This window comes from Brevibacillus sp. NRS-1366 (assembly GCF_050467985.1).
In genome coordinates this window covers 63589-78534 of the sequence record NZ_JBITPN010000001.1, presented here as the reverse complement: position 1 = coordinate 78534, position 14946 = coordinate 63589, and the positions used below count along the sequence as shown (strand labels likewise).

18 protein-coding genes and 1 other annotated feature are annotated in these 14946 nt (G+C 48.1%); of the genes, 1 reads left to right on the top strand and 17 read right to left on the bottom strand.

Annotation, left to right across the window (positions count from 1 at the left end):
• Positions 1-44 precede the first annotated feature (44 nt).
• From spoVG to metG, 11 genes are all read right to left on the bottom strand, one after another.
• A complete protein-coding gene (gene spoVG / locus ACIFQN_RS00450; protein ID WP_049742862.1) occupies positions 45-332 on the bottom strand; it encodes a septation regulator SpoVG in 288 nt (95 codons plus the stop codon).
• A 221-nt stretch (positions 333-553) separates the two neighbouring features.
• Positions 554-937, bottom strand: a complete 384-nt coding sequence (locus ACIFQN_RS00445) for a RidA family protein (protein WP_429831100.1) — start codon at positions 935-937, stop codon at positions 554-556.
• A gap of 7 nt (positions 938-944) precedes the next feature.
• A complete protein-coding gene (gene purR, locus ACIFQN_RS00440) occupies positions 945-1778 on the bottom strand; it encodes a pur operon repressor (RefSeq protein ID WP_429831054.1) in 834 nt (277 codons plus the stop codon).
• A 55-nt stretch (positions 1779-1833) separates the two neighbouring features.
• Positions 1834-2712: a 4-(cytidine 5'-diphospho)-2-C-methyl-D-erythritol kinase gene (gene ispE, locus ACIFQN_RS00435; protein WP_429831099.1), complete on the bottom strand. Its 879-nt coding sequence runs from the start codon at positions 2710-2712 to the stop codon at positions 1834-1836.
• Positions 2713-2908: 196 nt separating this feature from the next.
• Positions 2909-3091 (bottom strand): small, acid-soluble spore protein, alpha/beta type, encoded by a 183-nt coding sequence (locus ACIFQN_RS00430; protein WP_429831053.1) that lies wholly within the window; start codon positions 3089-3091, stop codon positions 2909-2911.
• Positions 3092-3179: 88 nt separating this feature from the next.
• Positions 3180-3452, bottom strand: coding sequence for a biofilm formation stimulator Veg (gene veg / locus ACIFQN_RS00425; RefSeq protein ID WP_005830485.1), 273 nt, complete (start codon positions 3450-3452; stop codon positions 3180-3182).
• Between the two features lie 212 nt (positions 3453-3664).
• Positions 3665-4561 carry a 16S rRNA (adenine(1518)-N(6)/adenine(1519)-N(6))-dimethyltransferase RsmA gene (gene rsmA, locus ACIFQN_RS00420; RefSeq protein ID WP_429831052.1) on the bottom strand — a complete coding sequence of 299 codons (897 nt, stop codon included), beginning with the start codon at positions 4559-4561 and terminating at the stop codon, positions 3665-3667.
• Between the two features lie 3 nt (positions 4562-4564).
• A complete protein-coding gene (rnmV, locus tag ACIFQN_RS00415) occupies positions 4565-5113 on the bottom strand; it encodes a ribonuclease M5 (RefSeq protein ID WP_429831098.1) in 549 nt (182 codons plus the stop codon).
• A gap of 210 nt (positions 5114-5323) precedes the next feature.
• On the bottom strand, positions 5324-6418 hold the full coding sequence (locus ACIFQN_RS00410) for a ubiquitin-like domain-containing protein (RefSeq protein WP_429831051.1): 1095 nt from the start codon (positions 6416-6418) through the stop codon (positions 5324-5326).
• A gap of 346 nt (positions 6419-6764) precedes the next feature.
• Positions 6765-7535, bottom strand: coding sequence for a TatD family hydrolase (locus ACIFQN_RS00405; protein WP_429831050.1), 771 nt, complete (start codon positions 7533-7535; stop codon positions 6765-6767).
• Positions 7536-7563: 28 nt separating this feature from the next.
• Positions 7564-9594, bottom strand: coding sequence for a methionine--tRNA ligase (metG, locus tag ACIFQN_RS00400; RefSeq protein WP_429831049.1), 2031 nt, complete (start codon positions 9592-9594; stop codon positions 7564-7566).
• A gap of 53 nt (positions 9595-9647) precedes the next feature.
• Positions 9648-9904 (bottom strand) — a binding site (T-box leader).
• A gap of 442 nt (positions 9905-10346) precedes the next feature.
• Here metG and ACIFQN_RS00395 point away from each other — a divergent pair.
• Positions 10347-10598: an AbrB/MazE/SpoVT family DNA-binding domain-containing protein gene (locus ACIFQN_RS00395; RefSeq protein WP_049742869.1), complete on the top strand. Its 252-nt coding sequence runs from the start codon at positions 10347-10349 to the stop codon at positions 10596-10598.
• A 95-nt stretch (positions 10599-10693) separates the two neighbouring features.
• On the opposite strand, the gene rsmI is transcribed toward ACIFQN_RS00395, so the two are convergent.
• The 6 genes from rsmI to holB all read right to left on the bottom strand — a co-directional run bounded on the left by rsmI (position 10694) and on the right by holB (position 14943).
• Positions 10694-11578, bottom strand: coding sequence for a 16S rRNA (cytidine(1402)-2'-O)-methyltransferase (rsmI, locus tag ACIFQN_RS00390; RefSeq protein WP_429831048.1), 885 nt, complete (start codon positions 11576-11578; stop codon positions 10694-10696).
• Entirely contained in the window at positions 11575-11958 is a 384-nt protein-coding gene (locus ACIFQN_RS00385; protein ID WP_429831047.1) for a GIY-YIG nuclease family protein, read from the bottom strand. The genes rsmI and ACIFQN_RS00385 overlap by 4 nt, the downstream gene beginning before the upstream one ends.
• Positions 11894-12661, bottom strand: coding sequence for a tRNA1(Val) (adenine(37)-N6)-methyltransferase (locus ACIFQN_RS00380; protein ID WP_429831046.1), 768 nt, complete (start codon positions 12659-12661; stop codon positions 11894-11896). Before ACIFQN_RS00380 ends, ACIFQN_RS00385 begins: the two co-directional genes overlap by 65 nt.
• Positions 12662-12743: 82 nt before the next feature.
• Positions 12744-13115: a DNA replication initiation control protein YabA gene (gene yabA / locus ACIFQN_RS00375; RefSeq protein ID WP_103109824.1), complete on the bottom strand. Its 372-nt coding sequence runs from the start codon at positions 13113-13115 to the stop codon at positions 12744-12746.
• 28 nt (positions 13116-13143) lie between these two features.
• Complete coding sequence (locus ACIFQN_RS00370) at positions 13144-13959, bottom strand: PSP1 domain-containing protein (RefSeq protein WP_429831045.1); 816 nt, start codon at positions 13957-13959, stop codon at positions 13144-13146.
• A gap of 3 nt (positions 13960-13962) precedes the next feature.
• Positions 13963-14943 carry a DNA polymerase III subunit delta' gene (gene holB / locus ACIFQN_RS00365; RefSeq protein ID WP_429831044.1) on the bottom strand — a complete coding sequence of 327 codons (981 nt, stop codon included), beginning with the start codon at positions 14941-14943 and terminating at the stop codon, positions 13963-13965.
• Between the last annotated feature and the right edge of the window lie 3 nt (positions 14944-14946).

Genomic DNA, 14946 nt, shown 5'->3' with positions numbered 1-14946 from the left:
CACCGAAGCACCCTGCCTTAATTGACAGGGTGCTTTGTTTGCGTTTATGCACCAGCTTCAATGGTGCTTTCTTCCTCTTGTCCCACGCGTTCGTACTCATTCAATACAGCAGCCTGGATTTTTTCCCGAGTAGTCGAGGAAATCGGATGGGCGATATCGCGGAATTCTCCATCTGGTGTACGCTTGCTTGGCATGGCTACAAACATGCCATTGTTCCCGTCAATGACACGGATATCATGAACCACGAATTCATGGTCGATCGTAATGGATGCAATCGCTTTCATCCTACCATCCGTATTCACTCGGCGAAGTCTTACGTCTGTAACTTCCATCTAGTTCACTCCCTTTATCTATGAAACGCGTTTAGGAGTATTTCCACCCTCTGGGTAAATATTCCTGCTAATCTTATGCAAAATTTTATAAAATATATAAATTTATTCATATCATTGTGTATATTAACAAGATAAATTTTAGACTAGTGTCATCAATGCGAACAAAAAACAGCCTAATGCGAATGCCGCATCAGGCTGTTCTCTTCGTACAAGATCCTTTTTTATGCTTCCAGATAAGCAACTACTTCAATTTCCACTTTTACATCACGTGGCAGCCGCGCTACTTCTACAGTAGAACGGGCTGGTTTATGATCGCCGAAATACTGGCCGTACACTTCGTTTAGCTGACCAAAATCATTCATGTCTTTGATAAACACAGTTGCCTTGACTACACTGGACAAGCTGCCGCCTACTTCTGCCAAGACCGCTTGAATGTTGGCAAAAACCTGATGAGCCTGTTCTACGATGTCGCCTTCTACCAGTGTACCATCAGCACGCAGCGGAATTTGGCCTGATGCAAACAGAAATGGACCTACCTTAGCTGCCTGGCTGTATGGTCCAATTGCTGCCGGAGCCTTGTCAGTTGAAACAAAAGAGATTGCCATCATTCATCTACTCCCCTCTATTTTCAAAAAAACTGCCTAGCTCAATTTCTATCTGTTTGCCCTTGATGTCAACATCTTGCAGTTTGGCAAGAGATACGTATTCATCGACCAAACGCTCGGAGACGTCAGCCGTTGTTTCAACCAGCACCCCGCACCCAACTACAGTAGCACGGAATTCCTGCAAAAGATCGATCATGCCCCGGAGCGTACCGCCTGCTTTCATAAAGTCATCCACAATCAGGACGCGAGACTGCTCGGCCAATGCACGCCTGGCAAGTGACATGGTTTGAATCCGCTTACTGGAACCTGATACATAATTAATACTTACAACTGAACCTTCCGTCACCTTGTTGTCACGGCGCACAATCACCACTGGCACATTAAGAAACATGGCTGTGGCATAAGCAAGAGGAATCCCTTTGGTTTCCACTGTCATGACAACATCCACATTTTTGTCGGCATAAGCCGTCGCAAACAGCTTGCCGATCTGAGACATGGTAGACGGATTTCCGAGAATGTCCGACATGTACAGGTACCCACCTGGCAAGAGTCGCTCCGGATTGGCCAGATGAACAATCAGATCACGAATAAACTGAAGGGCCTCGTCCGTTTTGACCTGAGGAATAAACTTCACTCCGCCGGCCGCTCCCGCCACCGTTTTCAACAAGCCCACACCTTGGACCTCAAACGCTTCCTTGATGATAGACAAGTCCTCACTAATGGATGATTTCGCCGCCCCGTATTGATCGGCAAACAAAGTAAGAGGAGTCAGCGTGTGGGGATGAGCAAGCAAGTGCTGCGTCATGTCGACCAGACGTGCACTTCTGCGCAATTTCTTCATGGCTCTTCCTCCAAAACCGAATATTATGGTGCTAATGTATCATTTCCATACGGGTTCATGCAAGCACTTCCCCTTCCCCGGCGCCTAACATTCGGACAACGTACACATCCTTCACGAAACCACGCAAAGCATTATAGATTCGATGCACCTTCGCTTCCTTTTGCACTAGGGCAAATACAGTAGGTCCACTGCCAGACATCAGAACACCATCTGCTCCTGACGCCACCATGAGCTCCTTGATTTGCCGTACCTGCGGATGCAGCGATAACGTTACATTTTCCAACACATTTCCAAGCGAATGGCACATCAAGGAGAAATTCTGTTCCGAGATCGCCCGCAGCATTTGCTCCGTTGGTGGATGATTGGCGATTTCCTGTACACGCAAGTTGCCGTATACGTCTGCGGTCGACACGCCCACCGGCGGTTTCGCGAGAATGACCCAGCACGGTGCTGGCGTCCCGAGATGGGTTATTTGTTCTCCACGTCCCCTGGCTAAAGCTGTTCCTCCATAAACACAAAATGGAACATCAGAGCCGATCTCTGCCCCCAGTACTGCCAGCTCTTCTATCGTCAGACCGAGATTCCATAATTGATTGAGTCCGCGCAATGTGGCCGCTGCATCACTGCTTCCGCCTGCCAAACCGGCTGCAACGGGGATTTGCTTGTCGATATACATATGTACGCCCTGGCGCACCCGATAGCGTTCTTTCATAAGCACTGCCGCTTTATACGCATGGTTACGAATATCATCTGGTACGAAGCTGGCAGAGCAGTCCAGCGTAATCTCACCATCTTCGCGCAGAGACAAGTCTACACGATCAGCCAAGTCTACAGTAGTCATCACCATTTCCACTTCGTGATAACCGTCCGGCCGTTTGGCAAGTACGTCAAGAGTCAGGTTGATTTTGGCCGGAGCTTTGACCGAGATACGCACGTTGTTCACCTCTGCCCACTTTCTCAATTTCCTAGTTCCCTATTGTAGCATAGGCATTCTCTTCCATGCCACTTGATCAACTAAAAAGCGCCAAAAAAGCCGGGGATTACCCGGCCTTGTCAACGAGTTTATGTGGTATATGAAAAACGTTTTGACGTTTTACATGACAGTGGATGTGACTGCTAGTGAAAAACAGTTATGACTGTTTTGCGGCTAACGCTTCCTCGGCAATCTGAATAGCGCGTTTTACCAGGTTCCCAGCGTCACGCGTCGTGATGGCACCCCAGCCCTCGGCTTTCACAGTATCGTAAAACCCAAGCTCCTTGGCAAGCTCCATCTTGAACTCCTCAGACATCATGCTCCCTCGTCTACGCCCCATAACATCCTCCCTTCTCGTCGACACGGTTAGTGTTCTCCAAAGGCGGCTTTTTTTATCGTAAAAATAAAACAGTAGAACCCAAAGGGCTCTACTGTTGTACAAATGTGATGCGGATGTGCTCATTTTCACGGCACACCGTCAATTCTACTGTTTCCGTCAAGATGTCAGCATAGCTGTAAGAGACCCGCTCAAAGAGTTGATCATCATCAAGCTTTACCACAAATACAGATGGGTATGTTTCCTCGAGGATGCCACTTCGTTCGACGGTTTTGCGGCGACCACCATTAGCCTTAAGCAGGATGCGCTCACCAATGTGTCCGTCTAAACTGCGTTTAATGTCAAGTAACGCGTTTCTTGCCATTGTTCCATCCACCTCGCTTAAATCTATTATAACAGCACATGTTTATTTTGTCAAAGAAATAAAAAATTATAGCAACCCGGTGGATATTTTGTCAACGGGCTTTTTTTCATGAAATACGTAGATATTTGTCAGTACACTTGTCACCAAATGCTGAAAACACAAAAAAACCCCTCTTTTGGCGTAATTAGCCCAAAAATGAGGAGTGATTTCGACTATTGCCCGATCAATCCGCGTCGCAAGCTCTCGTTGGCCAGGCGAGAAAATTCTTCAATACTGAGTGTTTCCCCACGACGAGTCGGGTCGATCCCGATGTCAGCGAGCATCTGTATTACTTCATCCTTTTGTGTTTTTAGAAACAGACCGTTCATCAGGTTGTTTAACAAAGTTTTGCGTCGCTGGGCAAACGAACTACGGACAACACGAAAGAAGACGTCCTGGTCATCCACCTCGACAGGAGGACGCTCCCTCACCTTTAGACGAATCACAGCCGAATCTACATTTGGACGAGGAATAAACACACTGGCAGGGACAATCATGGCTACTTCTGTTTCCGCATAGAATTGAGCCGCCACAGATAGAGAGCCGTAATCTTTCGTACCTGGTTTGGCCGCAATGCGCTCAGCCACTTCTTTTTGGATCATAACGACGATGTTTTCCAGAGGAAGCCGCTCTTCCAACAGCTTCATCAGGATCGGCGTAGTTACGTAGTATGGCAAGTTGGCTACCACGCTCAGCTTGTTCAGGCCCGCCAGCTTTTCCTCTATCAATGCTTTCAGGTCAAGCTCCAGCACGTCCCCGTGCACGACTTCAATGTTTTCATAGGGTGACAGTGTGTCCTCCAAAATGGGCAGAAGCCGTTGATCAATCTCAATAGCCATTACTTTTCCAGCTACCCGACCTAACTGTTCTGTCAGCGCCCCAATACCTGGACCGATTTCAATAACCCCTTTGTCTTTGGTCAGGTCAGCAGCAGAAACAATATTATGCAAAATATTGGTGTCGATTAGAAAGTTTTGTCCCAGACTCTTTTTAAAAGCGAAGCCATGCTTCTCCAGGACTTCCTTCGTGCGCGTAGGTGTAGCGATATCCTTGCCCGTTATTTGGGTCATGGCTTACTCCCTCTCTTTATTAATGGCTTTCATAGCCGCTTCAAATTCGTCCCGATTGATCTGGAATGCATTGAGTCGTTGCGGCATTTGCTTGGCATTGGCATATCCAATGCCGAGTGCCTCTCCCAGCTTGATACGCCGTTCCTTGGAATCCGGTCCTGACGTCAGATTATGTTTGAGCATATCATCAGCGGTAATTTCACCTGCCGATTCTGCCATCTCCGTGCGTACTTCTGAAAGCGCGCGAATAATCACCTCATTAGAGGCGTTCTCCACTCCGATATCGCCTTTCTTGGTTCCGTCCTCCTGTGTGATGAATGCATGCTTGCAACCCGGCACAGAACGGCTGATTATCTTGCGAATGCGCTCCCCTTGATAATCAGGGTCGGTAAAAATGATGACGCCGCGTTTTTGCTGCGCCAGTCTGATTTTCTCAATAGTTCTTGTATGAATGGCAGAGCCGCCCGTCTCAATCGTATCAGCGTTGACCGCCCTTTTAATCGCAGCGGTATCGTCTCTACCCTCTACCACGATGACTTCTTTGATCTTCATCATGTGCTCCCACTTTCGTACAAATTCCCTATGGTATTATTGTTCCAAAAAAACAAAGCCCAAAGCATCAAAAAACATGAAACGTTTGGGCGCCGGGACCGTCTTACTAGTAAACAGCTTATCACGACTTTACGATAAGAAAAAATGGCTTATCGCAAATTTACTAATCCGAATGTACAAACGTAAAAACAGGAGCAAATCGCTCCTGTCCTACGGCTTATGCGGACCTATTATATAGACGGTTTTGTTGCGCTTGCGGCCAAACTGGACCGCTTCCGACTCTGTGCCAACAAATACGTCAATTTTGCCACCGCGCATAGCGCCACCCGTATCCTCTGCTCGGCGATACCCTACTCCATCAATATACACCCACCATCCGTATGGGATGACACGTGGATCTACAGCGATCGTATGACCAGCTTTTGCTTTTACCCCTGTCGCCGTACGACCATAGCCTGGCGAGCTAGGATGTTTGCCTCCCCCTGCGGGAGAATAAGCAGTCAGGGTTACCCCGTTCAGTACTTTTTTTGGCCGAAACACTTTTCCACCACGAGAGACCATACCTGCTGAAGCGACCATGACCCGTTGTGATTTGTCATCCGTCTCAAGTGACGGTGCTGCAGTACCGACTGCGATCACATGATCCTTCTTGGGTGCGAGTACATCTCTTGTCACTAGTTCACGGGAGACCTCCTTGCCATCTTCCATGACCAGCTTGTAGTGTGCAATTGCCTTACCTTCTTGCCCGTTTTGTAATACACGGGACTTGCCCTTTGCTAAAGAGGGATCGTTCTTGCGTATTTCCTGATAAGTGACTGTTTCTTCCACATCGACTGTCTTCTCCACAACGCGTTTGACGTTGATCGCTGAATCTTTGGTAAGTGATGCGGTCAAGGCCGGTTCTACCCGGTCCTTTTCACCAAGTGTAATGCCGCCGTCCTTCAACGCGCCAGCTACATCACGACTAAGTGTTTGTATCGTTTTTGTCTGCCCGTCAACCTGGACTGGTATAGACCAGGCTGTATGTAAGAGAATAGTTGCTCCATCTGATAGCTTCGTCTGAGGTGTCGGTTGAAGGGAATCCTTTTCCGTTACCGTAATGCTTCGCTCGGTCAAGAACTGCTCGACGGTGCTAGCTTTGGTAGCTACCGTCTTAGTTTCTCCGTCCAACGAAAAAGTGACCTGTTTTGGCTGGGTAGCCTGGGCAGAGAAATAGCCAATCATGGGAACCAGCACAAGAGCAAGGCTGCCGAAAATGACAAGCCCCCGATTCTTATACCTTTCCCATATCGCGCGTAACTCCATTTCCCACACTCCTTTTCCTAGAAAAGCACGTGGCTTTTCCTGTCTAGCCAGGTAAGGGTCGATGTAATTGCACTAATATTCTGGAAGTGGCCGGTACTAAATAAGGTCGGATTTGATTGTATGTTATCTTCCCGGCTTTGTCAAATTCCCCTACCTTTGGCCGAAGCGATAATGGTATCAGACTAGCAGAAACCAAGTGACGAATGGTAGCAGATTCCTGTCGAGGCCGCGTGTCGGATGGACAATAATCGTTCGACACATTGTTCATGGTATGCGTCGATAAAAGGGAGTAGAACAACGACAAAAAAGCGGAAAATCCACGAAAGCCGTGATTTCCCGCTTTAACTTATTTACTTAGTCGAAACAACCGCTTTGCGTTTTCGTAGGTAATTTGTGCCATTTCCTCGTAGGACAGGCCACGAATGTTCGCCATCTCCTCACAGACGTATCGGACATAGCCGCTCTCATTTCGCTTGCCGCGGAACGGATGAGGCGTGAGATACGGGCAATCCGTCTCTATTAAAAGCTTGTCGAGTGGTACGTTCGCCGCTACTTCTTTAGGCTGCTTGGCATTTTTGAAAGTGAGCGGTCCGCCGAACGATATGTAAAAGTTCATATCGAGTGCGATCTTGGCTGTTTCCCAGCTGCCAGAGAAGCAGTGCATGATACCGCCCACTTCGGCTGCCTTTTCTTCTTTGAGGATAGTCAAAACGTCCTGATGAGCATCCCGGTTGTGAATGATGATCGGCATGTCTAGCTTGCGGGCTAGGCGGATTTGCTTACGAAACACCTTTGCCTGGACATCTTTCGGCGATGTATCCCAATAGTAATCGAGACCCATTTCACCCAATCCCACCACTTTCGGATGGCGGCTGAGCTCCTCGATCCATTCCAGATGCTCATCTGTCATGTCCTTGGCGTCTTGCGGATGCCAGCCGATTACCGCATAAATAAAGTCATAGGTTTCTGCCAGCTCCATGCAGGTAGGAATTGTCTCCGCGTTAAAACCGATGTTTACAATCGTGCTGACACCGTTTTCTTGCGCCCGGGCGATGACTTCTTCCCGATCCTCGTCAAATTCCTTTGCATTCAGGTGCGCGTGCGTTTCAAATAACACAGTTAGGTCCTTCCTTTCCTTCCCCTTGTTACTTTACGATCGCTCCGTTTGGCATGCTTGGATCTACCGTTGCCAATGTCAGTTGATCGCCTGCAGAAGCAGCCAGGATCATACCTTGGGACATTTCTCCACGTAGTTTAACCGGCTTTAAATTGGCTACAAGGATGACCTTTTTGCCAACCATCTCTTCCGGAGTGTAGTACTTGGCAATACCAGAGACAACCTGACGCTTCTCGTAGCCGAGATCCAATTGGAGGATCAGCAGCTTATCGGCATTCGGGTGTTTCGCACACTCGACAACTTGGGCTACACGCAGCTCTACTTTGCCAAAATCGTCGATTCCGATCTCGTCTTTTGCATCTGCTGGTTTTTCGGATGGTGTCGCTTCTGGTTGGCCTGCAGTTGTTTCACTCACAGACGGTTCCCCTTTCAATGCGTCTTGTTTTTTCTTGTTTTCTTCTGCCTGACGGCGTGCTTCTGCTGTCGAATCGTCGATGAAGGCCAGCTCGGCTTGAACGTCCAGACGCGGGAACAACAGCTCTTTGCGGCTGACGGTGCTGCCAGCAGGCAGTCCGCCCCACACGCCAGCGGATTCCCAGCTTGTTGCGTTTGCATTGCCCAAAATACCCAATTGGTCCCAAATTTTCGCAGGTGCTTTAGTCATAAACGGCTGAATGAGCACCGAGCTGATCCGGATGCTTTCCGCCAGGTTGTACATAACGGTTGCCAGACGTCCTTTGGTTTCTTCGGATTTTGCCAGGTTCCATGGCATTGTTTCATCAATGTATTTGTTGGTGCGTCCCACCAGCTCCCAGATGTGAGCCAAAGCATTGCTGAAGCGCATTTCTTCCATATGCTCCTCAACCAGTGCTTTGGTTTTCACAGCGAGGCTGATCAAGCTATCGTCCGGCTCTCCTGTGTCTTGGGCAGCAGGAACGACGCCATCGAAATATTTCTCAATCATGGTTGCTGTGCGGCTCAAGAGGTTACCGATGTCATTTGCCAGGTCATAGTTGAGACGCTGGACAAATGATTCTGGAGTAAAGATGCCATCTTGACCAAAGTTGATTTCGCGCAGCAGGAAGTAACGAACACCATCAGAGCCATAACGATCAATCAACAGCTTCGGATCAATAACATTTCCTTTGGATTTGGACATTTTTCCATCCGGCATCAAAAGCCAGCCGTGACCAAAAATTTGTTTCGGCAGGGGAACATCGAGCGCCATCAAGAGGATCGGCCAATAGATCGTATGGAAGCGCAAAATGTCCTTTCCAACCATATGTACATTCGCCGGCCAGAATCGGCGGTATTTGCTGTCGTCATCAGACAAGTAGCCGAGGGCTGAAATGTAGTTGGTCAACGCATCAATCCATACATAAATGACATGCTCAGGATCGCTTGGTACCTTGATTCCCCAATCAAAGGTGCTGCGGGAAACAGACAGGTCCTGAAGTCCCGGTTTCAGGAAGTTGTTGATCATTTCGTTGCGGCGGCTTTCTGGCTGGATAAATTCCGGATTGGCTTCGATATGCTGAAGCAGTCTGTCCTGATAGTTGGACATGCGGAAGAAGTAGTTTTTCTCCTTCACTTTTTTCACTTCGCGACCGCAGTCAGGACAGATGTAGCCTTTGTCTGTCTTACATTGTGTCTCGGTCCAGAACGCCTCGTCCGGCACACAGTAATATCCTTCGTACTCGCCCAAATAAATATCGCCCTGGTCGAGTAGGCGTTGGAATACCTTTTGTACCACTTCTTTGTGGCGAGGTTCTGTCGTACGAATAAAATCGTCGTAAGAGATGTCCAGTTTTTCCCATAAATCCTTAATCCAATCGACTACAGGATCAATAAATTCCAACGGCTGTTTGCCATCCTCGGCTGCGCGCTCCTGGAGTTTTTGGCCGTGCTCATCTGTACCGGTGAGGTAGTAGACGTCATAGCCCTGCAGACGTTTGAACCTGGCCATCGCATCGCACGCAATTGTCGTGTAGGCGTTGCCGATGTGCAGCTTGTTGCTTGGATAATAAATGGGCGTAGTAATGTAATATGTTGGTTTCATTGCAACTAAACTCCTCCTGTTTACGTTTAAAATAAAAAAAGCCCACCCCAAAAAATTGGGGCGAGCTCTAACTCGCGGTACCACCCAAAAGCTCCATTCCCTCACGGAAAATGAACTTGGTGAGTCAAGGATTGACTCCACCCGTAACGTGGGCATACGCCGTAGACTACTTACGAACGGTCAGAACCGTCGATTGTTCATCTACAAGACTCAGGGTCCATGTTCAGCTTGCTCGCTTATGCCGGTTTTCAGCTACCCCGGCTCTCTGAAATAAGGAGTGTCCGCTTACTCTTCCCATCATGGTCGTTTGCTTTGATTTGCTGCATTTATCCTCTATTGTACACGACCGACATGTTTTGTAAACCTCCTGCTTGACGTATCCATACGGGCATGAGAATTAGATCCGTGTCGAATATATATTGCAGAAAAAGGATGAATCGAGAATAAAAGGTTTATTTGTCGAATGCGCTTGATATTTTTCGACATAGTACGACTTATTCCATACAGTTTACTTCCAGTTAATTTTATCCATAAAATTTTCCGGATTGTAACACCCACATGCGAAAACGTTGATATATCAGTCTTTTCATTTTCAAAAAACATTTTTCTTTTCAAAGAATTGTCAAAATCATATTGACACCTTTGGGAATCGCTGGTATGATGATTCCAACAGAAAATGTCGAATATTGACGATTAAAATATAGGCGTACCAATAGGATCGACATATCCAGATATTAGGAGGAGAAATCGTTATGATGAAATCAACAGGTATTGTTCGTAAAGTGGACGAGTTGGGCCGTGTAGTTATTCCAATCGAATTGCGTCGCACACTGGGTATTGCTGAGAAGGACGCCTTGGAAATCTATGTAGATGGCGAACGCATCATCTTGAAAAAGTACGAGCCGGCATGCATCTTCTGTGGAAATGCTGACAGAGTATCTCATTTTAAAGGTAAAATCGTTTGCCAAGACTGTCTGACAGAAATGCCAGTAGTAAAACGCTAATTTCATTTTTGCCTTACATATAATAAGCCTTTGGAGGGAGACAAGCCCTGTGGAGGCTTTTTTGTTGCAAAAAAAAGCTGACCCTTTGGCCAGCCCTACTCATCTTCCGAATCACGGTGATATTCATTATATACGTCCCGCTTTGATACACGACGATCATCGGCTGCCCGCTTGATTGCTTCCTTTTTACTAAGTCCTTCGGTACAGTAGTGATCGACATGCCGGACTATGTCAAGCTCACTCCACCAGGACACTTCCTCCGCATTTTCCACAGGACCAGTGTAGCCTTCTACAATCAGACAAAATTCTCCACGAGTTTCGCCCTCTTGCAGCCACGCTATCAGCTCATCCAGTGTTCCACGAACAAACTCCTCATAACGCTTCGTCAGCTCCCTCGCCAAAACAGCACGACGATTTCCCCATGCTTCCCGAATCGCTGCCAGCGTCTTTTCGATGCGGTGTGGTGCTTCATAAAAAATCAGCGTCTCCGGATAGCGCTTGAGCCGATCCAGCTCTTCCCGACGCTCCTTGTTTTCGCGCCCTATAAAACCGCAAAATACAAAGCGTTCTGTCGGCAGCCCCGAAGCAATCAGCGCAGTTAGTGCTGCATTCGCTCCCGGAACGGGGATCACCGGATAGCCCGCCTCTGTCGCATCTCGAACCAGCTCAGCTCCAGGGTCTGATATGGCAGGCAAGCCCGCATCACTTACCAAGGCGATTTTTTTGCCCTCCGCAAGCCACTGCAATAGGCCACTTCCACTTGCTTCCTTATTATGCTCGTGGTAGCTTACCGTTCGTTTTTCAATGTGAAAATGATTCAATAGCTTTCGTGTCTGTCTGGTATCTTCACAGGCAATAACGTCTACAGCACGCAACGTCTCCAAACACCGAACCGTTATATCGTCCAAATTGCCTATAGGTGTTGCCACCAGATAGAGAACACCGGTATCTTCTGTCGCAAAGCTACGTTGGACATTCATAGTGAATCCCTCCTTTCTAACCATACACGTTCCTCAGATACTCTCCTGTGGCAAGCCCCATCCGTGTATTCATACATGGTCTCAATCAATTGTTCCTTTTTAGAGCGAGTCAGCCGTTTGATCCCGTCTTCCCGTTTCAGTGCCCATGAACGATCTGGCCCCTCTTCCCAATACACCAATTGCACAGGACCTCGTCCTCGGGTATACTTCGCTCCCTTGCCTTCGTTATGCTCGCGGATTCGTCGCAAAAGCTCAGTGGTGTACCCGGTGTAGAGGCTATTGTCTGTACAGGAGAGAATGTAGACAAAATGACTTTTATGTGAGGGAATCGCGTCTTCCGAAATAGACTTCTTGCAGTTCTTCACAGTATTCCTCTCCATTTTCATAGACGATCAACGGCGGTCCAATCCTTAGCTCCGGCTTGCCGCCCCTCATCCCCTCAATGAGGACCATATTCGGTTCGGACTCCCGGCGCGGGTAAACGAGTCGCATCCGTTTAGGCTCGATGCCGTACTCGCGCATCAAGGAAATAATTTCGATCAGACGGGTCGACCGGTGGACCAATGCCAGCTTACCGCCGTTTTTCAGCAGTTGGCTGGAGACTCGTATCACATCTTCTAGCGATAGCTTGATTTCATGTCTGGCGATCGCAAAGTGCTCGCTGATATTCTTTTCTCCACTCAGCGCAGGCATATACGGTGGATTGCACGTAATCAAGTCAAATTTGCCATGACCAAACCGCGAAACGGCATCTTTTACGTCTCCATGGTGCATCGTAATCCGCTCTTCCAATCCATTCAGTGTCACATTGCGGCTCGCCATGCTATACAGGCGTTCCTGGATTTCAATGCCCTCAAAAAGAGCCTCTGGGGTACGTGTCGTCATGATTAAAGGAATTGCCCCATTTCCGGTGCACATATCCAAAATTCGCCCGCGTTTTGGCACAGAAGCAAAACGCGCTAGCAGGACCGCATCCATGGAGAAGCAAAATACTTCATGGCTTTGGATAATTTTCATCTCGTGAGTCAATAAATCGTCGATGCGCTCTGATTCAAAAAGCGGCACATTGATGACAGGTTCCATCCGTTGTTTCCTACTCCTTTTATGTAACGTTTGAAAAAGCGACCTGACACGTGGCCGAGGTCGCTTTTTCCTTACTCACCGTTTATTTTTGAGGGCCTCCGCTCAGGAACGAGAGACAGAAGAGGCAATCCCCTTCTTTACGTAGGCTGCCGAAATGCACATTGCAGATATGGAACCCTTCTGCATACAGACGAGCCAGATTGTCATAACCTTCTCCGACCACTGCCTTTTTGGCTTTTTCCTTCGCCACAGGGCTAGTTCCCTTCTGTTTTGTCTGGGACCCTGTTTTCTTTCTGTCCAGTCGGTTGCGAAGGTGCTGGTTTTCAACGAGTAATTGGGCATTTTCCTCCATCAAAACGACGATGACGTCTTTCAACTCACCTATCTCTTTATAAAGGTCGCCAATTCGTTCTTCAATGCTCGCCATTTTGACGAAGATCTCCCGTTTGTCCACTAGCTCACCTCTCCCCTACCCCCACGCTTTATTCAAAACTGGGGAGCCCTATCGCTATCTCATCCAATCCAAACTCGGTGATACGCTTGTCGATCGAAAGCTCTACTTGAACGGATTGGTCCAGTACATTTATAGACACAACGCGTCCATTCCCCATTGGGGTGGTCACTATTTTCCCAATGTCAGGCATTTCATCACGTGTACTTTCGTAGTTGTCGTTCTCGTATTTTAAACAGCACATCAACCGGCCGCAAAGACCAGAGATTTTGGCTGGATTCAACGAAAGGTTTTGATCCTTAGCCATTTTGATCGAAACAGGCTCAAAATCGCCAAGGAACGTCGAACAGCAAAGCAACCGCCCGCAAGGACCGATGCCGCCTAGCATTTTGGCTTCATCACGCACACCGATTTGGCGAAGCTCGATACGCGTACGGAATACGGAAGCCAGGTCTTTGACCAGCTCACGGAAATCAACCCTGCCATCAGCCGTAAAATAAAAGATGATCTTGTTCCGGTCAAATGTATACTCCACATCGACCAGCTTCATGTCGAGCTTGTGTTCCTTGATCTTCGTCTGACATACCGCAAATGCATTTTTAGCAGCTTGCTTGTTTTCATCTACCTGCTTTGCATCTCGGTCATCTGCCATCCGAATCACTTTTTTAAGCGGCAAGACCACATCGGAATCAGCTACTTCTTTTTTGCCGATTACGACCTTCCCATATTCGACCCCTCGCGCCGTTTCAACGATTACGGTGCAATCCTTCTCTATCGGCAGTCGGTCAGGGTCGAAATAATATATTTTGCCCGCTTTTTTAAAGCGGACGCCAACAACCTCATACAAGGGTTATCCCTCCTGGATTTGAAGAACCAACCGCTCAAGAGCCAACTGTGCGTTGGCATTTCGCTCTATCCGATTTTTCGTTTCCATGACCAAATCTATCCCATGCAAGAGCTCAGCTTTTGTCCATACCAGTGCTTGTCCTTGCAGCACATCCTGTTGGTCGCTGTTAATGAGATGGGCATGCCTGCCTACTTGCACATACAGGATATCGCGCAGCCAAAGGATGAGCAAATCTAAAAAGAGGGGTAGTTCCTCCTTTATTTTGTCGCTCTTTTGCAACAAATCATGGATGGTAAAGAGCGCAGACGAATTGCGTTGCTTGCACTCATGCACCAATTGTATCACTAGATTTCTTAGCTGTGCAAACGATTCTGATTGGCTGAGCGCCTTGGCCTCTTCCAGATTTGTTGTAATGTGGGAAGCAACCTGCGCCATTCCTGCTAAAACGCCCTCTGCACGTAGTTCTTGCGTAATCAAATCTGCAGAAAGTGGCGAGAATTGTACAATTTGGCATCGGGATAAAATCGTCGGAAGCATCGCGTGACTGTGTTCGGTTAACAGCAGTGCCAGTACACCTGCCGGCGGTTCTTCCAGAAACTTGAGCAGACTGTTGGCGGCCTGGGTGGTCATTTTATCGACGTGCTCGATAATGTATACCTTATGCTGAGACTCTACAGCCCTCATCGCCATTTCTTTTTGAAGCGCTCGTATTTGATCGATTTTAATAGAAGCTCCATCGGGCGTAATGAACAATACATCGGGGTGGTTGCCGCCCTCGATGCGTCTACATGTAACACAGGCCCCGCAGGCGTCCGCTTCCCTTTCCTGACAAAAAAGGGATTTCGCCAGATGCAGGGCCATCTGCTTCTTTCCTGCGCCCTTGGGACCGGCCAATAAATAAGCGTGGGCCAGTCGCTCGTTGCGCAGGCTATGGTACAGCAGCTCCGAAGCTCGTGGCTGCTCGGAAAAACGGGTCCATGTCATGAT